This window comes from Cupriavidus sp. KB_39 (assembly GCF_052114485.1).
In the GTDB taxonomy this organism is placed as follows: domain Bacteria; phylum Pseudomonadota; class Gammaproteobacteria; order Burkholderiales; family Burkholderiaceae; genus Cupriavidus.
In genome coordinates this window covers 1-23,934 of sequence record NZ_JBFREV010000008.1, presented here as the reverse complement: position 1 = coordinate 23,934, position 23,934 = coordinate 1, and the positions used below count along the sequence as shown (strand labels likewise).

Here is a 23,934-nt window from a genome sequence, read left to right as displayed (position 1 = left end):
GGGATGGCGATGACACGACTCCTCTTCCTTCCCGATGACGACGACACAGACGCCGGGCGCCGCAGGCTGCTGAAGTCGATGGCGATGCTTGGGCTCGCCGCCGCCGTGAATCCGATCCGAGCGACCCGTGCCGCCAACCCGTGGCCGTCCCGCCCGGTGCGGCTGGTGGTGCCGGGGTCCGCCGGCAGCGGTCCGGACCTGTTCGCCCGGCCTATCGCCGACCAGCTCGGCAAGGTCCTCGGCCAGTCCTTCGTGATCGACAACAAGCCCGGCGCCACCGGCATCATCGGCAATGACATCGTGGCCAAGGCCGCGCCGGACGGCCATACGCTGCTGTTCACCTACGCGGCGACGGTGGTCATCAACCAGACCCTGCAGCCGAAGATGCCGTATGACGGGCTGCGCGACCTGATCCCCGTGGTGCAGGTCGGCGGCGGCGGCAACTTCCTGGCGGTAACGCCGGACTTCCCGGCGCGCGACCTGAAGTCCTTCGTCGAGCACGTGCGCTCGCGGCCGGACGCCTACGACTACGCGTCGTGGGGCATCGGCTCCGGCGGCCATCTGACCATGGAGGCCCTGAAGATGCAGACGGGCATCCGCCTCCGGCATGTGCCGTACAAGACCGTGCCGCAGATCCTGAACGACATGCAGGGTGGGATCGTGCGGGTGGCCTTTGTCGATACCTCCTCGTCGGTGCCGCTGATCCGTGCCGGCAAGCTGCGCGCGCTGGCCATCAGCGGCACCCGGCGCGGGCCGGCCACGCCCGAGGTGCGGACCATGACCGAGCAGGGCTATCCATTCGAGACGAATAGCTGGTACGGCATGTTCGCGCCGGCGGGCACCAGCGCCGCCATCGTGCAGCGGCTGAACGCGGAGGTGAACCGGATCCTGACCAGCCCGGCCATGCGCGAGCGCTTCCTGCTGCTGAATATGGCGATGCCGCCGGTCAAGACGCCGGAGCAGTTCGCGCAGACCGTGCGCGACGATGTCTCGGTCTGGGGCAACGTGATCCGCACCAACCACATCACCGTCGACTGACCAACAAAAAGGGCGGGTGGGCGATGAGAGCAAGACCGCGCGGACCGATAATCTGCGCTTAAGGAAATCGCGGTAGGCTGTGGTCCCCACAACTGTGCCGACGCTCACCCGTGCGCCCGATGGACGGTCATCTTCATATCCACAACCTGACCGGCCATGGCCGGGGTCCCTATACCTTCGACGTGCCGCCGGGCAAATGCACGGTGCTGTCTGGCGCGTCCGGTAGCGGCAAGAGCCTTTTGCTGCGCATGATTGCCGATCTCGACCCCAATGACGGCGACGTGCGGCTCGGCAATCTGTCGCGCGAGGCCCTGAGCGGGCCGGCCTGGCGGCGCGAGGTCATCTATGTGGCCGCCGAGTCGGGCTGGTGGGCCGACGATGTGCGCGCCCATTTCGGCGAAGAGGACGCGATCGACCCCCGGCTCGACCAACTGGCCCGGCATCTTTGCCTGCGCGCGGACATCCTCGCGGCCCCCGTCAGCCATCTCTCCACCGGCGAGCGGCAACGCCTGGCGTTGCTGCGGGCTGTCATGCGCCGGCCGCGCTTCCTGCTGCTCGATGAGCCCACGTCCGCGCTGGACCGCGATACCACGCTCGCCGTGGAAGCGGTGCTGAAGCGGGTGATGACCGAAGGCATCGGCCTCCTGGTGGTCTCCCATAACGAGGAACAGGCGGCCCGGCTGCGCAATGCGCAGTTCCGGCTGTGCCAGAACGGGCTGGAGGCCGTGTCCCCATGAGTCCGATCCTGTTGACCACGGGCGATCTGGTGCTCGCCAGCCTGCTGATCGTGGCGGGCGCCGCGCTGTCGCTGGTGATGTCCCTGCACATCCATCGCACCCTGCTGTGGGCGGCGGTGCGCATGGTGGTGCAGCTGATGCTGGTGGGGTTGATCCTGCGGGCGGTATTTGAGCTGTCGTCGCCGTGGGTGACGCTGGTGGTGGTGCTGGCCATGATCCTGGCCGCCGCGCGCGAGGCCGGCAGCCGGCAGGAGCGCCGCTTCGATGCGCGCTGGCAGTTCATCATCGGGCTGGCCACGGTGAGCGTGCCCACGCTGGTCATCACGGTGCTGGCGCTGGTCACGGCGCTGCGGCCTTCACCGTGGTACGACGCCCGCCACGCCATCCCGCTGGCCGGCATCATCCTCGGGAATGCGATGAATGCCGCCAGCCTGACGCTGCAGGCCACCTTCACGGCCGCCTGGCACCAGCGCCAGGCCATCGACGCGCGGCTGGCACTGGGCGACGACCGCCACACGGCCCTGCGCCCCATCCTTCGCCAGGCCGTGCGCAGCGGGTTGCTGCCGACCGTGAACACCATGGCGGCGGCCGGCATCATCACGCTGCCCGGCATCATGACCGGCCAGATCCTCGCGGGGATGGACCCGATCGACGCCGCACGCTACCAGATCCTGCTGATGTTCCTGCTGGCCGGCGGCAGCCTGCTGGCGGTGGTGCTGGCCGCCTGGCTGGCCGCGTGGCGGCTGACCGACGCCCGGCATCGGCTGCGGCTGGACCGCCTGCAGGTGCGGTGAAGCCTGCCGCGCCGGCTTACCAGCGCGTGCTTACCGTGGCAATCACCGTGGCAATCACCGTGCGGCCGTTGCCGTAGTAGCACTGGATCGTCGAGGCGCTAGCGCGAGGCGCCGGCCACCCGCGCGGCAGGTTCGGCCAGGGTCTGCTCGAGTACCCGCAGGACTTCCTTCGCGGTATTTTCGGAATGCTCGCGCAGGATCTGCGGCAGGCGTGGGCGGCCCGCTTCGCGCAGGGCGGCCATGATGGCCTCGTGTTCCTCGTGCGATTCCTGCCAGCGCAGCATTTCGGTGTTGGCCGCGCCCCGGGCGCGATGCACCTTGCTCATCAGCGTGGCGTAGATGCCGGACAGCACGGCGTTGTCCGCGCTATCGACGATCAGTTGGTGGATTTCCTGGTTGATGCGGAAGTAATCCGTGCGCCGGCCGGCCGCATGCGCGTCGATCATGGACTGGTGCTTGCGCTCGATCTTCGCCAGCGCCGCATCGCTCATGCGCCGCGCCACCAGTCCCCCGGCGTGGGCTTCCAGCCCGTGCAGGGTTTCAAAGGTTTCGCGCAGTTCCTCGAGGTCCAGCGGCGCCACGCGATAGCCGATGTATTGGCGATGCAGCACCAGCCCTTCGGACACCAGCACCTTCAGCGCCTCACGCAGGGGCGTCTTCGACACGTCGAACGCTTCGCAGAACGCTTTCTCGTCCATGCGGACCCCGGGCGGCAGCTCGCCCTCCTGAATCATCGTGCGCAGCCGCGCCGCGATTTCGGCGGACATGCCAAGTGTGCGGAGTCGGGCAGTTTTGGGCAGCGCTTGTGTCACGGACATCACCAGAATGGGGAAATTGCACTGAAGCGAAGCGTATCACACCCGGAATTGGTGCTTACCCTATGCATATAAATCAATGACTTAGACGCGTTGTAATTACAGATTACGTATCCTATACTCCGTCACAGTTGCGCGACACCCGGATTAGAAACGCCTCGACAACGCAGCACCAAGGAGCAAGGAGACCCCCGTCATGCCATCCACGAGCCAGGCCGCCGCCACCATGCCGGCCCCGCGCAGCACCGTCCGCTGGAAGATCTTCCTGATGATGCTGTTCCTGATCGCGATCAACTACATCGACCGCGCGTCGTTGTCCGTGGCCATGCCGCTGATCGCGAAGGAGTTTGACCTCAGCCCCACCATGCAGGGCCTGATCCTCAGTTCGTTCTTCTGGACTTACGCCCTGATGCAGGTGCCGGGCGGCATGCTGGCGGACAAGTACAAGCCGCGCATCGTGATTGCCTGCGCCACCGTGTTCTGGGGCGCGTTCCAGGCCATGGCCGCCGTGTGCACCAGCGCCACGACGTTGCTGCTGACCCGCCTGGGCCTCGGTGCCGCCGAGGCGCCGATCTATCCGGCCGGCGGCAAGCTCAACGCCATCTGGATGACGCAGAACGAACGCGGCCGTGGCGCCACGCTGCTTGACGGCGGCGCGCCGCTTGGCGCGGCACTGGGCGCCATCATCATTACCTGGCTGATTGCCGCGCTCGACTCCTGGCGCCTGGCCTTCGTCGTCGCCGGCGTGGGCACCGTCATCGCCGGCGCCGTGGCCTGGTGGTACATCCGCAATTCCCCGCGCCAGCACCCGGGCGTCAACGAACTCGAGGCCCGCTATATCGAGGAAGCCCAGGCCAGCGAGCATCGCGCCGAGCCGGCCAACCTGTCGGGCCGCTCGCTCGATTTCTTCAAGTACCGCTCGGTCTGGTGCATGGCCATCGGCTGGATGTGCTTCAACACCGTGTTCTACGGCCTGCTGACGTGGATGCCCAACTACCTGAACAAGGTGCACGGGTTCGACATCAAGGCGATGGGCGGTGCCAGCTTCATCATTTTCTTCAGCGGCTTCGTCGGCGAACTGATCGGCGGCTGGATCGCGGACAAGTGGAAGGAGGCCGGCGGCCGCCCCAACGTGGTGATGCGTACGCTGTTCGGCATCGCCGCCGTGGTCGCCACCGTGTCGATYTTCTCCGTGGCCTATGTCACCAACGCCACCGTGGTCGTGGCCCTGCTGTCCTCCACGCTGTTCTTCCTGCGCTGGTGCGGCCTGTTCTGGTGCATCCCGTCGATCCTGGGTACCCGTGACAAGATCGGCTTCCTGGGCGGCGTGATGAACCTCGGTGGCAATATCGGCGGCATCTGCGTGCCGATCATCGTCGGCATGATCGTGCAGTTCACCGGCTCGTACTTCCTGGCGCTGATGTTCTTTGCCGCCGCCGGCGTGGGCCTGCTGCTGTCGTCCACGGCTATCGACTACGAAAAGAAGATCCCGGTCTGACGGGCATCGGTCTGGAGGAGACCATCATGCAACGATTCCACCCTGTCGTGGCGGCGCTGCTGGCCGCTGGCGCCTTGCTGGCCCAGCCGGCCATGGCCGGCACCGCCACTGCCACCGTCGAAGGCATTCCCACGGCACAGCCCGAGTCGGTSGGCGTGGATTCCACGCGGCTCGTCGCCTTGTCCGAATGGATCCGGCGCGACAAGCTCGACGTGCGCAGCCTGCTCGTCATCAAGGACGGCAAGATTGTGTTCGAGCGCTACGGCGACGGCCTCTCGCGGGACTACAACCACGAGCTTTACTCCGTCACCAAGTTCATCAGCGCGCTGCTGGTGGGCACGCTGGTCGGCGACGGCAAGCTCAGCGCGAGCGACGCGCCGGGCCCCAGGCTGGCCGCCGCGCGCCCCGACCTKGCCCCGTCACTGGCGGACAAGCAGCAGATCCAGCTCCGGCACCTGATGTCGATGTCGAGCGGGCTGTCGTACAAGCTGGTGGAGGGCACCGACACGCTGTACTACGGCGTGCCGGACCGCCTCAAGGTGGCCGCCTCGGCCAGTGTGCGCGCCAGGCCCGGCACGGAGTTCGACTACATCGACGTCAACCCGGTGCTGGTCGGCGCCACGATCAGCCAGGTCACGGGCATGCCGGAGCAGCAGTACGCCGCGCAGCGCCTGTTCAAGCCGCTGGGGATGTCGCACTACCGCTGGGACGGTGCCGACGGCAAAGGCGCGGTGTCCGGTGGCTGGGGGCTGCGCCTGCGCTCGCTCGACATGGCCCGGCTCGGCATGCTGATGCTGAACCAGGGCCGCTGGAACGGCCAGCAGATCGTGCCCGCMTCGTGGGTGGCCCAGATGACCACGCCGTCCGGCCCCGCCGGGGACTAYGGCTACTACTGCTGGGTCAACAACATCGTCAAGAGCGAGCGCGAGTTCAGCGCGATGGGCTACAAGGGCCAGTTCATCACGGTGCTGCCCAAGCAGAACGCGGTGATCGTCATGAACAGCATCATGTCGACGCAGGGCGGCCTGCGCGATGCGAAGTACCTGGACCTCTATCGCCAGATGGTTAACGACTACGTGCTTCCCGCGCTGCAGGCCGGCAACACCGTCAAGCCGGACGCCGCGCGACAAGCCGCGTTGAAGCGGGAACTGGAGCTGGCGCGTACCAGCCAGGGCGTGCCCGGCACGCAGCTCGCCTTCAACGACAAGCCCGAACAATAAAACCAATACAACCCGCAGAGGCGCCGCTCCCAGACGGTGCCCGCAAACTCCTGAGAACCAACCATGAGCAAACAGATTCGCCTTGGCRTGCTGACGCCGTCTTCCAACACCGCGCTGGAGCCTATTACCAGCGCGATGGTCAGCGGCTTGCCCAACGTCAGCGCGCATTTCTCGCGCTTCACKGTCACCGAGATTTCGTTGCGTGACCAGGCGCTGGGTCAGTTCGACCTGGAGAAGATCCTCGCGGCGGCCCGCCTGCTGGCCGATGCCCGTGTCGACGTGATTGCGTGGAACGGCACGTCGTCCGGCTGGCTCGGCTTCGACCGTGACCAGGCGCTGTGCAAGCAGATCACCGAAGCTACCGGCATTCCCGCCACCACTTCGGTCCTGGCCCTGAACGAGATCCTCGAGAAGACCGGCGCGCGTCGCTTCGGCCTGGCCACGCCCTATCTCGATGACGTGCAGCAGCGCATCATCGCCAACTACCAGCGCAGCGGCATCGACTGCTCGGCGGAGCGCCACCTGGACCTCCACGTGAACTACAGCTTCGCCGAGGTCGAGGAAGACACCATCCGCACGATGGTGCGCGCGCTGGCGAAGGAGAACGTGCAGGCCATCTCCACGTTCTGCACCAACCTGCACGCCGCCCATCTGGCGGAGGAACTGGAAGCCGAGACGGGCATCCCGCTCTACGACACGATCTCCACGGTCGTGTGGAAGTCGCTGCGCCTGGCCGGCGTGGACACCCGCGCCCTCAAGGGCTGGGGCCGGCTGTTCCGCGAAGTCGAGTAATGAAGGACGCGTAACGGAGGGATGACCATGCCTGCAGACAACATTCTTGACCTCGTGATCCGCAATGCCGACGTGGTCACCGCTTCGGACCGCTTCCGCTGTGACATCGGCGTGCGCCACGGCCGCATCGTGGCGCTCGGGCACGACCTGCCCGCCGCCGCAACGGAAGTCGACGCCACGGGCCTGCTGGCCTTGCCCGGCGGCGTCGACGGCCATTGCCACCTGGACCAGCCCATGCCGGAAGGCATGCGCATGGCCGACGATTTCTTCACCGGCACGCGCGCGGCGGTGTGCGGCGGCACCACCACGGTGATCCCGTTCGCCGCGCAGGAGAAGGGCCATTCGCTGCGTGCGGCGGTGGCCGACTACCATCGCCGCGCCGAGGGCCGCGCGGTGATCGACTACGCCTTCCACCTGATCGTGGCGGACCCGACGCCCGCCGTGCTGCAGGACGAGCTGCCGGCGCTGATCCGCCAGGGCTACAGCTCGTTCAAGGTCTACATGACCTACGACGACCTGAAGCTGTCGGACCGCGAAATGCTGGAAGTGCTGGACGTGGCCCGCCAGAACAAGGCGCTGGTGATGGTGCATGCCGAGAATGCCGATTGCATCTCGTGGCTGACCGACAAGCTGGTGGGAGAAGGCCGCATCGCGCCGCGCTTCCACGGGCTGGCGCGCCCCGCCGTGGTGGAGCGGGAAGCCACGCATCGCGCGATCTCGTTCGCGGAACTGGTCGATGTGCCGATCCTGATCGTGCACGTGTCCGGCAAGGAAGCCATCGAGCAGATCCGCTGGGCGCAGGGCCGTGGCATGAAGATCCTCGCCGAGACCTGCCCGCAATACCTGTACCTGACCGCCGAAGACATGGGCCTGCCCGGCGACGACGGCTACGAAGGCGCCAAGTGCGTGTGCAGCCCGCCGCCGCGCGACCCGGAGAACCAGGCCGCCGTGTGGCGCGCGCTGGCCAACGGCGTGTTCAGCGTGTTCTCGTCCGACCACGCCCCGTTCAACTACGACGATCCCGAGGGCAAGAAGCTCGGCGGGACGGCGCAACCGTTCGACCACATCCCCAACGGCGTGCCAGGCATTGAGACCCGCCTGCCGCTGCTGTTCGATGGCGTGGCGCGCGGCAAGCTGTCCCTGCACCAGTTCGTCGAACTGACGGCGTACCGGCCAGCCAAGCTGTACGGGCTCTATCCGCGCAAGGGCACCATCGCGATTGGCGCCGATGCCGACATCGTGCTGTGGGACCCGGCGCGCCAGGTGCGCATCGCCAACAGCAACCTGCACCACGCCGTGGACTACACGCCGTACGAGGGCATCGAGGTGACCGGCTGGCCGATGACCACGTTCTCGCGGGGCGAGATGATCGTGCGCAATGGCGAATACCTGGAACCGACGGCCGGCCGTGGCCGGTTCCTCGAAGCGGGCCAACCCGAGATCTGATGGCGCAAACCATGAACCTGTTGATCGTCAATCCCAATATCAGCGCGTCGGTGACCGACCTGATCCACGCGGAGGCGCAGCGTACCGCCGCGCCGGACACCCGCATCACGATGGCCACGGCGGCGTTTGGCGTGGCCTATATCGAAACCCGCTTCGAGGCGCTGGTGGGCGGCTATGCCACCGCGTGCGCGGCGGCCGAGCATGCCGGCCAGTTCGACGGGCTGGTGGTCGCCGCCTTCGGCGATCCCGGTCTGGCCGGCCTGAAGGAGCTGTTCGATGTGCCGGTCGTCGGCATGACCGAAGCCGCGCTGGCCAGCGCCTGCCTGCTGGGGCAGCGCTTCTCGATCATCGCGATTTCGCATCGCATTGAAGCGTGGTATCGGGAGTGCGTGGCCGCCAATGGCCTGACGTCGCGCCTGGCCAGCATCCGCTCCTTGCAGTCGCCGCTGCGCGATATCGGCAGCGTGCAGGAGGACCATGCGGAACGGCTGGAGGCGATGAGCCTGCAAGCGGTGCGCGAGGACGGCGCCGATGTGATCATCGTGGCCGGTGCGCCGCTGGCCGGGCTGGCGCGCTCGCTCAAGGGGAAGATTCCGGTGCCCGTGGTGGATGGCGTGAGCAGCGCCGTGCGGCACTGCGAGTCGCTGGTGGCCCTGCAGGCCGGCAGCGCGCGGGAGGGCAGCTTCGCGCGGCCCCCGCAGAAGCCCAACACGGGCTTGCCACCGGCGCTGGCGCGGCTGCTGGCAGAGGGCCGTTAGAGCACGCTGGAAGGGCCGATGGCTGCGAGCGTGGGGCAACCCGCCAGCGCCATGGCCACTTCCAGTTCGGCTTGTAGCAACGTCAGCATATGGGCCACGCCGGGCATGCCGCCCACGGCCAGCGCATGCAGTACGGGCTGTCCGACCAGGACGGCCGAAGCCCCGAGTGCGATGGCCTTGACGATATCCGTCCCACGCCGCACGCCGCCGTCGAGCAGCACCGGCACGCGGCCGGCCACCGCCGTGGCGACGGCGGGCAGGCAGTCGATGGTCGCGGGAACGGTGTCCAGCGTCCGGCCCCCATGGTTGGAGACGATGATGCCCGAGACGCCGGCGTCCAACGCCGGSCCGACATCGGCCGGATTGAGCAGCCCCTTGACCARCACCGGCAACGCCGTCTGCCGGCACAGCGCCTCGACATCGGCCCAGGTGGGCGCGTGGTCCAGCATGCCCTGGAAGACCGGGCTGCCGTGCGTGGCCCGGGCGGGCGGATTCGGCGGAAAGGCGTCCAGGTTCACCGGCCGGACATCGTCCGGCAGGCGGAATCCCGCACGCTGCTCGATATTGCGGATGCCGCTGACAGCGGCGTCGATGGTCAGRACGATCGCCTTGTAGCCGGCCTGTTCGGCCCGGCGCACCAGCGCCTGCGTGTCCTGCGGCCGGGTCTGGAAATAGAGCTGGAACCAGAGCGGCACCGTCGCGGCACGCGCTACCTCCTCCAGCGTCACGCTGGCCTGCGTGCTGACCGTCATCCACGTGCGCGTCAGCGAGGCCGCCTGCACCGTGGCCAGTTCGCCGTCCGGGTGCACCAGCTTGTGATACGCGGTGGGGGCCATCAGGATCGGATAGGCCAGCGTCTCCCCGAACAGGGTCTGCTGCGCGGACGCTCCCGACAGTTCGACAAGCGCCCGTGGCATCAGCCGCAGGCGCTGGAATGCGGCGCCGTTCTCGCGCTGCGTGATGCCATCCGCCGCCGCCCCGGCGATGTAGGCCCGGATCGACGGCTCCACCCGTGCGTGGAAGTGGCGCTCATAGTCGCCCAGCGACACGGTGTCCGGSGGAATCTGCATCGCGCTCACAGCTCGGACCAGCGCCTGAGCAGGTTGTGATAGTGGTTGACGAGGGACAGCACGGCGGGCTTGTCATCGCCCAGTTCCTTGCGGATCTCGATGATCGCCAGGTCCAGTTCGTAGAGCATGCTGCGCTGGCCCTCGTCCTTGACCAGCGACTGRGCCCAGAAGAACGACGCCCAGCGCGCGCCGCGCGTGACGGGCGTCACGGCATGCAGCGAGGACGCCGGATAGACCACCAGATGCCCCGCCGGCAGCTTCACCGAGTGGGAGCCGTAGAGATCCTGGATCACCAGTTCGCCGCCATCGTATTCGTCCGGATCGGACAGGAACAGCGTGCTGGACACATCGGCGCGAATCCGCATGCCGCCCGTGCCGGGCACGGTGCGGATGGCGTTGTCGACGTGGTTGCCGAAGGTCATGTCGCTTTCGTAGCGATTGAACATCGGCGGCAGCACTCGCAGCGGCAGCGCGGCGGAGTGATAGCGCTCGCTGCGGCCCAGGGCATTGAGAACGAGTTCGCCGAGTTCCTGCGCCTCGGCGCTCTCGACGGGAATCTGCAGGTTGCGCTTGGCCCTGGCGGCGAGGTCACCGGCCGACACGCGCCCGTCGATCCATTGCGATTGCTCGAGGCGGCCTCGGCAATACTGGATCTCGGCAGGGGTCAGCACATCGGGAATCTGGACAAGCATGGCGTTTGAGACGATGAAACGGTGAGGGCCGGCTGTCCGGCCGGCCCGGTACTTCAGCTTAGAACGTCATGCCGACGTTCAGCAGGAACGTGCGGCGCGAGGTCGGCACGGCACGCACGGCACCAAACGACGACTGGTAGTTCAGGTGGTTCGTGAGATTGTAGCCGTTCAGGGAGATGCGGTACTTGCCCTGCTTGTAGCCGATCATGGCATCCAGCGAGAAGTTGTCCGGCATCTTCGTGGTATTCGCCGAATCCGCCCAGTAGCCGGTGGCGTACTGCAGGCCGCCGCCGATGGTCAGTTGACCCGGCACCGGCAGGATCGAGTGGGGGATGTCGTACGCGGTCCACAGCGTAACGTTGTGACGCGCCACGCCCGGCGCCACGTTGCCCACCGTGGAAGCGGTGGAGGCCGACGTGACCTCGCCGTTCAGGTAGGCGTAGGCCACGTTGGCCGTCCAGCCGCCGACGATGCGCCCGCTCAGGCCCAGTTCCAGGCCACGGATGCGGCGGCCTTCGCCTGTATCGGAGAAGCCGTTGGTGATGTCGCCGGTGGTCGGGTCCACCGTGTAGGCGTTGGTCTTCTTCGTCTGGAAGAGGGCACCGGTCACGCCCAGGCGCTTGTCCAGGAAGTCGAGCTTGGCGCCCACTTCGATGGTGTCCGCGCGTTCCGGCTCGCTGTTGACGCCGTTYTGCGGCACTTCCGAGGCCACGCCGCCTACCGCCACGGCGATGTCCGTGCCGACCGGGCGATACGTGCGCGAGAACGACGTGTAGAACATGTAGTCCTTGGTCGGCTCCCAGATCGCGCTGATGGCCGGGCTCAGCTTCTTCGAGTCGGCGGCGCCGCCCAGCGACGAGGCGCTCGTGGCGTACTCGCTGCGGAAGTAATCCCAGCGCAGGCTGCCGAGCACCGAGATCTGTTCGGTCAGCCAGACGCGATCGTTCATGAACACGCCRACGTCGATGGCGTTGGCATCGCGCGTGCTGTTGTAGGCCACCGTGGCGTTCGGGCTGTTGTAGAAGACCGGGTTCACCACCGTCTGGTTGTTCATGCGGCCGGTCCACGTGCCCTGGTCGCGGTGATCGCGCTGGTACATGGTGTCCAGGCCGACCATCGCCTTGTGGCGGAAGCTGCCGGTATGGAACTCGCCCTTGGCGCTCAGCACGTTCTGGACGCCCCAGCCGCGCTGCAGGTAGCTCGAGCCGCCGCCGGCACCGTAGGACAGGGCCACGTTGCGGCCTGCCATCAGGGACTGGAGGTTGGCGTAGGACAGGGCGGCCGGGGCGGTCGACGAGAAGTCGCGCTCGTAGAAGCTGAAGCGCGTGTCGTTGCTGATGGTGATGCCGTTGTCGAGGCGCGTGAAGAAGTTCGACGAGACGATGTGCGCGTCGGTGGTGTCGCGGTCGGTGTTSCGGATGTACGAGGTGGAGGACGAGATGCCCGGCACGCCGTACTGCGTCAGCGGGCGATRGATGCCGTCGGCACCGGCCGCGACGGGCACGCCGTAGTCCGGCGCGCCGCTGCGGTGCAGGTAGGAGTAGTTAAGGTGCCATTCGRTGCTGGTGCCCAGACCCGTGCCGAAGTCGATGGCCACGCCGCGACGGTCGTCGTCCACGTGATCGCGATCGGCCACGCGGCCGTTCTGGAACACGCCGTTCACGCGCAGCGCCGTCGTATCGTTCAGGCGGAAGTTGCTGTCCAGCGTGGTGCGATAGGTCGCGTCCGTGGCGAAGCCCTGGTCGATGCTGGTGCTGGTGTTCAGGTTGGCTTTCTTGGTGGTCTGGTTGATCAGGCCACCGATGTTGCCCACGCCGAAGCTCTCGCCGGACGGGCCCTTGATGACTTCCACGCTCTCGGTATTGAACGCGTCGCGCTTGTAGGCGCCGAAGTCGCGCAGGCCATCGACGTAGATATCGCCCTTGGCCGACAGGCCGCGAATGCGGAACTGGTCGCCGTTCTGGCCGCCGTTGCCTTCCCCGGTGGAGATGGTGATGCCCGGCACGTTCTTCAGGATCTGCTCCAGCGACGTGGCGTGCTGCTGCTCGATGATCTCCTGCGGCACCACGTTGATGGTCTTCGGCGTTTCCTTGACCGTGTCCTGCAGGCGGGAGATGCCCAGCGTCGCCTCGTTGGTGTTGCGCGAGGACTGGCCGACCACGGTGACCGGGGGCAGGACGTTGCTGGGCTTGGCCGTGCCGGCGGGCGCGTCTTCCTTGCCTGCCGTCTGGGCGTGGACGGCCAGCGGCAGGGTGGTGGCGGTCATGACCAGGCCTGCGGAGGCGCCCGAGACCAGCAGGCGGATCGCGCCCGATATTGCTTTTTGTTGCACTGTGACTCCAGCTTGATTGACAACGGACTTGACGTTCTGCCGTGCCCAAACTGGACCAGAGACCTTCCCCGTCAGAAGGTGGAATGCAYATCGCCGCCGATAAGGCGGGCACTAGTCATCACGTCAAAATGAGAATGATTAGCATTTAATGTTGTCCGAGTTTGTTCGATTGTGGCGAAATGTTGCAGCGCTGTGAAAAGCGACGGCGGCGGGCCGGCGCCTAGTTCGGCAGTTCGATCACCGCACGCAGGCCGCCTTCCCGGCGATTTTGCAATGTGACGTCTCCGCCATGTGCGCGAATGCAGGAGCGGGCGATGGCCAGCCCGAGGCCCAGTCCGCCCCCCATGCCACCCGTGTCCATGCTGCGTGCGGAGTCCAGCCGGGCAAACGGCTCGAAGACCCGGCCCAGATGTTCCGGCGAGATGCCGGGGCCGCTGTCGTCGACCTCGATCCGCAAGGTCTGGCCCAGCGTGTCCGCCAGGACCGTGACGCACACGGCGCCGTAGCGCGCGGCGTTGTCGATCAGGTTGTTCAGCGCGCGCTTCAGATGCACGGGGCGGCAGCGGTAGAACGCCGCCGTATCCACGTGCGCGCTCCAGGCGACGTCGCGGCCCTGGATGCGGTGGCTGTCCACCACGTCGCCAACCAGTTCCCCGATCGGCACGTCCTGCGTGGCCTCCTGCAGGGCATCGTCGCGGGCAAACTGCAACGTTTCCTCCACCATTACGCTCATTTCCTCGAGCGTCTGGATCATGGCCTCGCGCAGTTCGGCATCGTCGATCAGCTCTACCCGGATGCGCAGCGAGGTCAGCGGCGTCCGCAGGTCATGGCCGATGGCGGCAATCATCTGCGTGCGCCCGTTGACGAAGCGCACCAGGTTCTCCTGCATGTCGTTGAATGCCTGGGTGATCTCGCGCACGCCGCTCAGCCCGTCCGGCCGGGGCAGCACCACCTGTTCGCCCCGGCTGACGCGCCGGGAGGCTTCCGTGAGCAGCCGGAGCGGCCGCATGATGCGCCGCCCGAACAGCAGCGCAATGAGCGCCGTGGGCAACATGCCCACCAGCAGCGAGAAGGTCAGCACCCGGCTCCAGTGGGCGGGCAGCATGGTGGGCCAGTGCCGGCTCTCCAGCCATTGCCCATCGGCGAGTTTGATATCGACATCGAGCGCCCACGCGTGCGTGCCGCGGAATTCCCGCTCCAGCCAGTTGCTGTTGCCGGCCACGCGCTGGGCGGATTCCACCTGCCGCAGCTGGACCTTGACCGACCCATCGGCCGGCAGCTTGAGCAGGGTGCGCAGCCGCTGCGCCAGCGCGCGTTCCTGGTCGCTCGGCTCGGCGATATCGGCGGGATCGGCATGATCGCGGCGCGGCGCGGTGGCCAGCCGGAACGTGGAATCCGGCAGGCTGATGTCCTCCAGCAGCATGTCCGGATCGGCCGAACGGCCCACCGCGCGGTAGGCGGACTGGATCCGCGTCTCGATCGAGCGGACGTACAAGGGGTGGATGGTCTCGTTGTCGGCACGCCACCAGGACAGCACCAGCACGGCGATGACATGGGCGGCCAGCATCGCCAGCAACCACAACGCCACGAGTTGCCCGGACAGGCTGCGCGGCAACCACTTCATGATTTTTCGACCGTGACCCGGGTGGCGAGCAGGTAGCCGTCGCCGCGCACGGTTTTCAGCATGGCCGGGCGCCGGGGGTCGCATTCCAGCTTCTTGCGCAGCCGGCTGATCTGGCTGTCGATGCTGCGATCGAASGCCACMGTGTCGGTRCGCTGGGTCAGGTCCAGGATCTGGCTGCGGCTCAGCACGCGGTTGGGGTGCTCCAGCAGGGYGCGCAGCAGGTGATATTCGGCGGTGCTGAGCGGCACTTCCTCGTCGGAGGGATTGCGCARYTCGCGGGCGCGGGTRTCGAGARTCCACCCGCTGAAGAGGAAGCGGACTTCGGAAGGCGCCGGCGCGCGCCAGGCATCGGCGGGCAGTACGGGGGCCTGGTTACGGCGCAGCACGCTGCGGATCCGGGCCACCAGTTCGCGGGGGTCGAAGGGCTTGACCACGTAGTCGTCCGCGCCAATTTCCAGCCCGGCGATGCGATCCGCCTGATCGGTCACGGCGGTTAGCAGGATCACCGGGGTGCGCAGATGTTCGGACACATAACGGCACAGCGACAGGCCGTTCTCGCCGGGCAGCATCACATCGAGCACGATGAGACTGAAACTGCGCGCCTCCAGCCGTTCGCGCATGGCCCGGCCATCCTCCACTGCCTCGACTTCAAAGTCGAAGCGGCGCATATAGGTGGCTAATGGGTCACGTATGTTCTTGTGGTCRTCGACCAGGAGGATGCTGGGGCGTACATCCATGGCAGGGCAGTAMTAAATAAGAATCATTCTATTTTACCGCAAAGCCGCTTGCGTTCCCGGAATCGCCCACGCCAAAGCGTTGTTTGTGCGCGAAGCGGCGGCGGCGCGCTTGCCGGGGGCTTGCCCATCTTTTAAGATTGGAACAATTCTCATTTGTGTTTGGCTGCGCCAGGCATTTCACTCCAGAGGGCGCATGGCTGCCGCCGCTGAACCCGCAATCCAGGAACACGTCGACGCGCTCTACCAGGGCCACCACCGGTGGCTGCAGGGATGGCTCGGTCGCAAGCTTGGCAATGCCTGCGATGCGGCCGACCTCGCGCAGGACGTYTTCGTGCGCCTGCTGTGCCGGCAGCCCTGCGAGGTGCAGGAGCCGCGCACCTACCTGAGCGCCATCGCCAACGGTCTGGTGATCGACCTGTGGCGGCGCCGGGAACTCGAGACCGCCTGGCTCGAGACCCTCGCCCAACTGCCGGAGGCCCACGCGCCATCCCCGGAAAGCCGGCTCCAGTTCCTCGAAGCCCTGATCGCCATCGACCGCATGCTCGATTCGCTGAAGCCCAAGGTGCGCACCGCGTTCCTGTGGGCGCAGCTCGAAGGGCTGACTTGCCGGCAGATCGGGGAGCGCATGGGCGTCTCGCTGGCCACCGCCGAGCGCTACGTCGCGGCGGCGCTGCGGCAGTGCTACGCCATGCGTTTCGATGTCTGAGGCCGACGCGCCATCCATTCCCCTGCCTATCGTCGATCGCGCGATCGACTGGGCGGTCAAGCTCAACTTTGGCGAGCCCGACCCCGCCGCGCAGCGGGCGTTCGAGCAATGGCTGCAGGCGGACCCGCTCCACGGCGCGGCATGGCGGCGCATCCAGTCGATGCGGGCGGAGTTTTCCGGCGTGCCGTCCCGGCTGGCCCTCGATACCCTCCAGTCCGCCGATGCCCTCCGGGCCGCGCGCGCCCGCAAGCGCCGCCAGGTACTCCGCGTGATGGCGCTGGCAGGCGTGAGCGTCGTTGYCGCGTCCGGCGTGCGCGAGCTGGCGCCCTGGCAGCGCTGGGTGGCGGACGCGAGTACCGCCACGGGTGAGCAACGAACGCTGCGGCTGGCGGACGGCACCACGCTGGTCTTGAACACGGATACCGCCGTCGGCATCGCGCTGGAGGCGGACCGCCGCGTGATCACGCTGCGCCGGGGCGAAATCCTCGTCACGACGGGGCACGACGACCGCCCATTCTGGGTCCGCACGCCATCCGGCAGCATGCGTGCGCTGGGCACGCGGTTCATGGTCCGGCTCGACGGCGACCGCTCCCGCGTCAGCGTGCAGGAGGGCGCCGTGGCGCTGCATCCGGGTGGCGGCGGGGCCGGCGACATCGCCCGGCCGGGCACCACGTGGTGGCTGGCCGAGGACAGCGTCGCGCTGGCCCCGGCCCAGCCGTTCGCGGCCGATGGGTGGGCGGAAGGAGTGATCGCCGGCAACGACATGCGCCTTGCCGATGTGCTCGCCGAACTCGCGCGCTACCGGACCGGGCGCCTCGTCTGCGATCCACGGGTGGCCAACCTGCGGGTGTCCGGCGCCTATCACGTCGACGATACCGATAGGGCGCTGGCCTTCCTGTCCCAGACCTTGCCGGTCAGGGTGTCCTATCGCACCCGCTTCTGGGTCGTGGTGGGGCCGCAAGATGGCAGTGGCGGCTAGCCGTGGCCGTCTCGCTAAAAAAATCAAGAAATGTTGAGGGGATCTGGATTCTCGTCCGGCCTGTTCTTCAGGAACTCCATTCATACCGGAACAGGGAATCATGCTCGTCAACCGTCTTGCCACTATCGCCCGTACCCCCCGCCTTGGCAGCGCGCCGCAGCTCACGCCGCTGACACTGGCCGTGCACGGCGCCGTCCTGTGTCTTGGCCTGATCGCCGGGGCCGCGCAGGCTCAATCGCCGGCCGCCGCTCCAACAACCGCTCCGACCACCGCRCCGRCCGCCGCCCCGGACGCGCCGACGCTGCCGGCCGTCACGGTCTCCGCCAGCACCGAGGGCGACCTGCCGCCGGCCTACGCGGGCGGYCAGGTGGCGCGCGGCGGGCGCATGGGCATGCTGGGCAACAAGGACGTGCTGGACACGCCGTTCGCCACCACCAACTACACGTCCCAGCGCATCGAGGATCAACAGGCCGTGACGCTGGCTGACGTGCTGAACAGCGACCCCTCGGTCCGCTTCACCGGGCAGACTGGTGGCGTCACGGACTCGTTCTTCATTCGCGGATTCCCGATCAACGAGGGCAATCTGTCCGAGATTGCGTTCGATGGCGTCTATGGCGTGTCGCCGAACTACCACCTGTTCACCGAATACATCGAACGCGTGGAAGTGCTGAAGGGCCCCGGCGCGCTGCTGTATGGCATGTCGCCGAACAGCGGTGTGGGCGGCGTGGTGAACATCGTGCCCAAGCGCCCGCTGGCCACCGACCTGACGCGCTTCACGCTCGATTACGCCTCCGACGCCCAGGTGGGCGGCGCGGTGGACCTGAGCCGCCGCTTTGGCGAAGWGAAGCAGTGGGGCATCCGCTTCAACGGCCTGCACCGCCAGGGCCCGACCGCGCTGGACAACCAGAAGTCCCGTGCCGAGGTGGCCGCGCTCTCGCTCGACTACAAGAGCGACCGCCTGCGCGCCTCGCTCGACGTGATCGAGCAGTACCAGTGGATCGACGCGCCGACGCGTCCKTTCCTGGTCGCCGCCGGCATTCAGGTGCCCGACGCCCCGGACGGCCGCCGCAACGTGACGCAGCCCTGGGGATGGTGGAAGTCCAACGACATCTCCACGTTGCTGCACGCCGAGTACGACGTGACCGACAACGTGACGATCTTTGCCGACGCCGGCGGCACCCGTTCCGACGTGGCGCGCCTGTCCGACCAGACGCCGACCATCCTGAACAGCAGCGGCGCGACCTCGGCCGTGCCGCAGAACTGGAAGTTCCAGGTCAACCGGTCGACCTTCGATACCGGCGTGCGCACCAAGTTCGAGACCGGCCCGGTCCGCCACGCGCTGGCGCTGCAGGCCAACCTCTATATGGACCGGATTGCCAACGCCAACGTGGCCGGCACGCCGGTGCTGTCCAATATCTACGCGCCGGTCGACCGCCCCGAGCAGCACATCGCCACGCCGCAACGGGTGCCGAAGGTATCGGACTCCACGCTCTCCGGCGTGGCGCTGGCTGACACGCTGAGCGCGCTCGATGACCGCGTCTCCCTGACCCTCGGCCTGCGCTACCAGCAGGTGAAGTCGGGCAACTACAACGCCAGCGGCGTGAAGACCGCTGACTACGACGAGAGCGCGGTCACCCCGCTGGCCGGCATCGTGTTCCGTCCGTGGCAGCAGGTGTCCTTCTACGCGAACTACGTGGAAGGGCTGAGCAAGGGCGACGTCGCCCCGGCCACGGCTGCCAACGCCGGGCAGGTGTTCTCGCCCTACAAGACCAAGCAGAAGGAGGTGGGTGTCAAGGTCGACACCGGCAAGATGATGGCCACGCTGGCCGCGTTCCGCATGAACAAGCCCAGCGGCCAGCTCACCGGCACGATCTACAACGTCGACAGCGAGCAGCGCAACCAGGGCCTGGAGCTGACCCTGTCCGGCGAGGTGGTCAAGCACGTGCGCCTGCTGGGCGGCGTGACSTGGCTCGATGCCGAGCTGACCCGCACCAACAGCGCCGCCACGCTCGGCAACCGTCCGGTGGGCGTGCCYACCGTGATGGCCAATGTCGGCGCGGAATGGGACCTGCCCTGGGTGCCCGGCCTGACGCTGACCAGCGCGGTCAACTACACCGGCGGCGAGTACGTCAACCAGGCCAATACGCAGCGCGTGCCGTCCTGGACCACGGTGGACTTCGGGGCGCGCTACCGCACCTCGGTGTATGGCAAGCACACGACCTTCCGGGCCGGCCTGTTCAACGCCTTCAATCGCAACTACTGGTCCGGTGTTGCATCTTATGGAACCATTTCCCTCGGTGCGCCGCGTACCTTCCTGGCTTCGGTTTCCGTGGACTTCTGACGCATCGCCGGGGTGGTCGCTGACCGCCCTCGGCCTGGCCGTCTCCTCCGCGATGTCACTGTCGGCGTATGCCGAGGTGGCGCAGGTGGTCGGGCTGGCTGGCCAGGCCGGAACCTTCTCCATCGCGCCGGGCCCGCTGCACGCCACGCTGCTGCGGTTCGCGCGCGAGACCGGCATCGATCTTTCCTACGACACGGCCCTGCTCGGCGATTTGACGAGCCCGGGCCTGCACGGCACCTACACGATTCCCGATGGCSTGCGTGCGCTGCTCGAAGGCAGCGGCCTGCAGGCCGTGGCGCTGCCCGGCGGCGGATTTGCCGTGCGACGCGTGCCGACGCTGCCGACCGTGACCGTGACGGACGCGGCGCTGCACCCGGGGCAGCCGGCGCCCGGGTTTGCCGGCGACCAGATTGCGCGGACGGCGCGCCTCGGCATGCTGGGCGATACGGATGTGATGGACGCGCCGGTGCAGGTCCTCAGCTACACCGACACTGCCATCCGCGACCAGCAGGCGCAAACCGTGGGCGACATGGTGGCGAACGACGCCTCCGTGCGCTTCGCCAGCCAGCCCGGTGGCATCCTTGACGCCTTCACGATCCGCGGCTTCCCCGTGAACAGCGGCAACTTCGGCGAGGTGGCGCTGGACGGCATGTATGGCGTGGCGTCCAACTACCGCGTCTCCACCGGCTATATCGAACGCATCGAACTGATCAAGGGGCCCACCGGCCTGCTGACGGGCATGGCGCCGGGTGGCAGCGTCGGGGGCAGTCTCAACATCGTTCCCAAACGGGCCACGGACGCCGACCTGACCCGCGTGACGCTGGACTACGCCACGGCCGCGCAGCTGGGCGGCAATCTCGATCTGGGCCGGCGCTTCGGCCCGGGCGGCGCCTTCGGCGTGCGGGTGAACGGCAACTACCGGGCGGGCGAGACGGGGCTGGACAACCAGTCGCGCAATGCCGGCGCCGGCGCACTGGCGCTGGACTATCGCGGCCAGCGCCTGCGCGCGACGCTCGATGTCATCGACCAGTACGAGAAGATCCGCGCGCCGTCGCGGCTGCTGCATATCGTGCCGGGCATCGAGGTGCCCGAGGCGCCCAATGGCCGGCGCAACATCACGCAATCGTGGGAAAACTCGCGTATCCACGACCAGTCGCTGCTGGCCCGGGTGGAATATGACGTGGCCGACCACGTCACGTGGTTCGCCGGCGCGGGGGGCGGACGGACCCGCGTGGCCCGGCTGTTCGCCATCACGCCGACCATCGTCAACGCAGCCGGCGACGTGCTGGCGTCGGACTCGAACTATCGCTTCAACGTGGCCCGATCCAGCGCGGAGACCGGGCTGCGCGCCCGCTTCGATACCGGCCCGGTGCGCCACCGGGTCAGCGTGGTGGTGAATGCCTACCGGGATCAGCTCGACCGCAATCTGGTGAGCAGCGCCACGATCTCGCAGACGAACATGTACAACCCGGTGCCGCTGCCGGCCCARGCCATCGACGCCCCGGCGAACGTGCCGAAGGTCTCGGAGAACTGGCTCTCGGGTGTGGCGCTGGCCGATACGCTGTCCMTGTGGGATGAGCGCGCGCAGCTGACGCTCGGCCTGCGCCACCAGCGCGTGCGGTCGGAAAACTTCCTGCCGACCGGCGGCACGGCGTCCAGCTATGACCAGACCGCGCTGACGCCGATGGTGGGGCTGGTGGTGAAGCCGGCGGATCATGTGTCGCTGTACGCGAACCGGATCGAAGGGCTGAGCCGGGGCGACACTGCGCCCAACAGCGCCAGCAACGCCGGCGAGGTCTTCGCGCCCTACAAGTCGCGCCAGTACGAGGTGGGGGTCAAGGTCGAGGGGCGGCAGATCATCGGCACGATCAGCGCGTTCCAGATCACCAAACCGGGCGGCCAGATAACGGGGGCGGTGTTCACGGCCGATGGGGCGCAGCGCAACCGGGGGCTGGAGTTCGCCCTGTACGGCACCCCGGTGACGGGGCTGCGCCTGCTGGCCAGCGCCATGGTGCTGGAYGCCACGGTCACGGGCAGCACCGCGCCCGGCACGCAAGGCAAGGCGCCGATCGGCGTGGCGCCGCTACAGGCCAATTTCGGGGCGGAATGGGATACCGGCATGCTGCCGGGGCTGACGCTGACCGGCGCGGTGGCCTACACGGGCCACCAGTATGTGGATGCGGAAAACACCCAGCGCATTCCGCACTGGACCCGCCTCGACCTCGGCCTGCGCTATCGGACCACGGCGCAGCGCAAGCCGGTGGTGCTGCGGCTCAATGTCCGCAATGTGCTGAACACGCGCGGCTGGGCGGCGGTGGATGCCTACGGTGGCCTGGCTATCGCAGACCCACGGACCGTGCAGGTGTCGGTCTCGATGGACTTCTGAGGACGCTAGCGACGACAGCGACGTAAGCGGCAAACCGGGCCGGGGCGTTGCCGCCCGGGCCCGGTTGCGCGTGTCGGAGGTACTGTCAGTGTCCTCGGTGATTCAGTGCGGCTTGGAAGCCTGCCAGGACGCCGGCGTGCGCCTTTTCATCCACTTGGAGGCCCGCTTCGCGGATGGGGTTCGTCTCGTCTTTTCTTCAAAACGAGAAACAGTTACATTTCAATTCACCCGTTCCCACCCCGGCTCCGGCGCCATGCCGCGAGCCCGACATCTGCCCTCCATGCCGCCGAAGTTTCTGTTCCTGCTTGCTGTGTTTCCCGCCTATCAGATCTGGGACATCTGGCAACTGCATGGCGCGGTCGGCGTCAACTACCACCTCTTGGCCGAGACGGCAGCTACCGTCGTGTTCCTGTGGATCCTCACCGTCGTCTGGCGCGAGCGTCGCCGGGCCGCGCGGGAGTTGGCCGAGCTGAAGACCTCGCGGCTGGCCGGGGAGCGCGCGGCGCAGGAGCGCGATGCCACGGCGCGCCAGTCGACCCGGGACTTCCTGAAGCAGATGCAGGCCCAGTTCGAGGCATGGCGGCTGACGCCAGCCGAGAAGGAGGTGGCGCTGCTGCTGGTGAAGGGGCTGTCGCTGGAAGCGATTGCGGGGCTGCGGGAGAGCGGCGCCAAGACGGTGCGCCAGCATGCCGCGAACATCTATGCGAAGGCCAAGCTGGAAGGGCGCCATCAGCTGGCGGCTTACTTCCTGGAAGACTTGATGGCGCCAGTCACGGTGGACTGAGCCAGCCGCCAGCCAACTACCTTAGCGGGCGCTGATATCGATGGCGCCATCAGCCTGGCACGCCGCGCAAAGGCCGACCCAGGCGGTCTGGACCAGCGCGTTGGGCGTCAGCCCGTGGCGCAGCAGGCGCCGGTTTTGCAGCGAGATCAGCGGGTCGTCGTGGATTTCCTCGATCCGCCGGCATTCGGTGCAATAGAAGTGGGCGTGCGCGGAATGGTCGGGCAGTTCGTAGAAGTTGATGCCGCTGCCCGAGCTGGGCACGAAGATCCGGGCCAGCAGGTTCAGGTGGGCCAGTTCATGGATGGCGCGCCGGAAGGTCGAGATGCCGGTGGCATCCGGCAGCCGCGTCATCGCGGCGCAGAGCTGCTCCGGGCTCATATGCCGGACGGGATGCTTGCGCAGCAACAGCAGGACCAGCCGGCGGGAGATCGTCGCAGGCAGGCCGGCGCGCCGCAGTGTCTCGTGGATCCACGCCGCATCTTCCCGCGAGCAGGTGACAGGGAGGGCGCGACCGTCCTCGGTCGGGGTGGACGGCGTCACCTCGTGCTGGAGTTCGGTTCTTCGCGCGGCAGAAACTTTCATCCTCGGGCTACGTGGCATGTCAGGGCGGCCGCGTGGGAACGCGACCAGATCGAGAATGCTAATAAGAACCGCCGCACGCTCGGGGCGGCCGCGGGGCCTTCAGGCACAAATGTCCCGTGGCTGGAGGCCGAAATCCGRCGGTACGGGACAAATAGCCCGGACGATCTGTGACTTAAGCGGCATTTATCGTACCGCGCCCGATGGCGTGGTACTCGATGCCGGCGGCCGTCATGGCTTCCGGGTCGTACAGATTCCGGCCGTCGACGATGACCGGCGCCTTCAGGCTGGCGCGGATGGCGCGGAAGTCCGGGCTGCGGAAGACCTTCCACTCGGTGGCGATCACCAGCGCGTCGGCGCCCTGCAGGGCGTCCATCTGGGCATCGCAGAAATGCACCCGGGCGAAGCCGCCGGGGATGTCCGCAAGATCCGTCTCGATCACACGGCGCGCTTCGGCCATCGCCACCGGGTCGTGCACGCGCAGCGCGGCGCCGCGCGACACCAGCTCGCGCGCCAGCACCCGCGACGGCGCTTCCCGCATGTCATCGGTATTCGGCTTGAAGGCGAGGCCCCAGATTGCGAAGGTCTTGCCCGTCAGGTCTTCCC

The 23,934-nt window shown here is 67.5% G+C and carries 21 protein-coding genes; 13 read left to right on the top strand and 8 right to left on the bottom strand.

From position 1 onward, the window contains the following. Positions 1-9: 9 nt before the first annotated feature. The 3 genes from AB4Z27_RS08390 to AB4Z27_RS08380 all read left to right on the top strand — a co-directional run bounded on the left by AB4Z27_RS08390 (position 10) and on the right by AB4Z27_RS08380 (position 2,569). A complete protein-coding gene (locus tag AB4Z27_RS08390) occupies positions 10-1,038 on the top strand; it encodes a Bug family tripartite tricarboxylate transporter substrate binding protein (RefSeq protein WP_441644231.1) in 1,029 nt (342 codons plus the stop codon). 119 nt (positions 1,039-1,157) lie between these two features. After that, positions 1,158-1,775, top strand: a complete 618-nt coding sequence (locus AB4Z27_RS08385) for an ABC transporter ATP-binding protein (protein WP_092297370.1) — start codon at positions 1,158-1,160, stop codon at positions 1,773-1,775. Beyond that, positions 1,772-2,569 carry an ABC transporter permease gene (locus AB4Z27_RS08380; RefSeq protein ID WP_441592937.1) on the top strand — a complete coding sequence of 266 codons (798 nt, stop codon included), beginning with the start codon at positions 1,772-1,774 and terminating at the stop codon, positions 2,567-2,569. Before AB4Z27_RS08385 ends, AB4Z27_RS08380 begins: the two co-directional genes overlap by 4 nt. A 98-nt stretch (positions 2,570-2,667) precedes the next feature. Here AB4Z27_RS08380 and AB4Z27_RS08375 read toward each other — a convergent pair whose 3' ends face one another. Next, complete coding sequence (locus tag AB4Z27_RS08375; protein ID WP_092297376.1) at positions 2,668-3,387, bottom strand: GntR family transcriptional regulator; 720 nt, start codon at positions 3,385-3,387, stop codon at positions 2,668-2,670. 193 nt (positions 3,388-3,580) lie between these two features. Here AB4Z27_RS08375 and AB4Z27_RS08370 point away from each other — a divergent pair, with 193 nt between their 5' ends. The 5 genes from AB4Z27_RS08370 to AB4Z27_RS08350 all read left to right on the top strand — a co-directional run bounded on the left by AB4Z27_RS08370 (position 3,581) and on the right by AB4Z27_RS08350 (position 9,098). Continuing rightward, positions 3,581-4,882, top strand: coding sequence for an MFS transporter (locus tag AB4Z27_RS08370; protein WP_092297379.1), 1,302 nt, complete (start codon positions 3,581-3,583; stop codon positions 4,880-4,882). 26 nt (positions 4,883-4,908) lie between these two features. Next, entirely contained in the window at positions 4,909-6,102 is a 1,194-nt protein-coding gene (locus AB4Z27_RS08365; protein WP_092297382.1) for a serine hydrolase domain-containing protein, read from the top strand. Positions 6,103-6,165: 63 nt separating this feature from the next. Further along, on the top strand, positions 6,166-6,894 hold the full coding sequence (locus tag AB4Z27_RS08360; protein ID WP_441644230.1) for a maleate cis-trans isomerase family protein: 729 nt from the start codon (positions 6,166-6,168) through the stop codon (positions 6,892-6,894). 27 nt (positions 6,895-6,921) lie between these two features. Continuing rightward, a complete protein-coding gene (gene hydA / locus AB4Z27_RS08355) occupies positions 6,922-8,340 on the top strand; it encodes a dihydropyrimidinase (protein WP_092297468.1) in 1,419 nt (472 codons plus the stop codon). Between the two features lie 11 nt (positions 8,341-8,351). Continuing rightward, on the top strand, positions 8,352-9,098 hold the full coding sequence (locus tag AB4Z27_RS08350) for an aspartate/glutamate racemase family protein (protein WP_441592949.1): 747 nt from the start codon (positions 8,352-8,354) through the stop codon (positions 9,096-9,098). On the opposite strand, the gene AB4Z27_RS08345 is transcribed toward AB4Z27_RS08350, so the two are convergent. The 5 genes from AB4Z27_RS08345 to AB4Z27_RS08325 all read right to left on the bottom strand — a co-directional run bounded on the left by AB4Z27_RS08345 (position 9,095) and on the right by AB4Z27_RS08325 (position 15,553). Next, positions 9,095-10,168, bottom strand: a complete 1,074-nt coding sequence (locus AB4Z27_RS08345) for an alpha-hydroxy acid oxidase (protein WP_092297388.1) — start codon at positions 10,166-10,168, stop codon at positions 9,095-9,097. The genes AB4Z27_RS08350 and AB4Z27_RS08345 overlap by 4 nt on opposite strands. Positions 10,169-10,173: 5 nt before the next feature. Next, complete coding sequence (locus tag AB4Z27_RS08340) at positions 10,174-10,860, bottom strand: Fe2+-dependent dioxygenase (protein WP_092297391.1); 687 nt, start codon at positions 10,858-10,860, stop codon at positions 10,174-10,176. Positions 10,861-10,918: 58 nt separating this feature from the next. Further along, positions 10,919-13,192, bottom strand: a complete 2,274-nt coding sequence (locus AB4Z27_RS08335) for a TonB-dependent receptor (protein ID WP_441644229.1) — start codon at positions 13,190-13,192, stop codon at positions 10,919-10,921. Positions 13,193-13,412: 220 nt separating this feature from the next. Further along, positions 13,413-14,816, bottom strand: coding sequence for an ATP-binding protein (locus AB4Z27_RS08330; RefSeq protein WP_441644228.1), 1,404 nt, complete (start codon positions 14,814-14,816; stop codon positions 13,413-13,415). Next, positions 14,813-15,553: a response regulator gene (locus tag AB4Z27_RS08325; protein ID WP_441644227.1), complete on the bottom strand. Its 741-nt coding sequence runs from the start codon at positions 15,551-15,553 to the stop codon at positions 14,813-14,815. Before AB4Z27_RS08325 ends, AB4Z27_RS08330 begins: the two co-directional genes overlap by 4 nt. Positions 15,554-15,746: 193 nt before the next feature. Here AB4Z27_RS08325 and AB4Z27_RS08320 point away from each other — a divergent pair, with 193 nt between their 5' ends. The 5 genes from AB4Z27_RS08320 (at position 15,747) to AB4Z27_RS08300 (ending at position 22,749) form a co-directional block, all read left to right on the top strand. Next, on the top strand, positions 15,747-16,259 hold the full coding sequence (locus AB4Z27_RS08320; RefSeq protein WP_092297402.1) for a sigma-70 family RNA polymerase sigma factor: 513 nt from the start codon (positions 15,747-15,749) through the stop codon (positions 16,257-16,259). Beyond that, entirely contained in the window at positions 16,252-17,238 is a 987-nt protein-coding gene (locus AB4Z27_RS08315; RefSeq protein ID WP_441644226.1) for a FecR domain-containing protein, read from the top strand. The genes AB4Z27_RS08320 and AB4Z27_RS08315 overlap by 8 nt, the downstream gene beginning before the upstream one ends. A 100-nt stretch (positions 17,239-17,338) precedes the next feature. Beyond that, a complete protein-coding gene (locus AB4Z27_RS08310; RefSeq protein ID WP_441644225.1) occupies positions 17,339-19,579 on the top strand; it encodes a TonB-dependent receptor in 2,241 nt (746 codons plus the stop codon). Between the two features lie 52 nt (positions 19,580-19,631). Next, complete coding sequence (locus tag AB4Z27_RS08305) at positions 19,632-21,965, top strand: TonB-dependent siderophore receptor (RefSeq protein ID WP_441644224.1); 2,334 nt, start codon at positions 19,632-19,634, stop codon at positions 21,963-21,965. Between the two features lie 280 nt (positions 21,966-22,245). Further along, positions 22,246-22,749 (top strand): helix-turn-helix transcriptional regulator, encoded by a 504-nt coding sequence (locus AB4Z27_RS08300; protein ID WP_441644223.1) that lies wholly within the window; start codon positions 22,246-22,248, stop codon positions 22,747-22,749. Between the two features lie 21 nt (positions 22,750-22,770). Here AB4Z27_RS08300 and AB4Z27_RS08295 read toward each other — a convergent pair whose 3' ends face one another. Together AB4Z27_RS08295 and AB4Z27_RS08290 are read right to left on the bottom strand one after the other, a co-directional pair. Further along, a complete protein-coding gene (locus AB4Z27_RS08295) occupies positions 22,771-23,331 on the bottom strand; it encodes a Fur family transcriptional regulator (RefSeq protein WP_441592944.1) in 561 nt (186 codons plus the stop codon). 172 nt (positions 23,332-23,503) lie between these two features. Continuing rightward, positions 23,504-23,934: UDP binding domain-containing protein (locus AB4Z27_RS08290; protein WP_441644222.1), on the bottom strand; the 431-nt coding region annotated here is incomplete at its 5' end.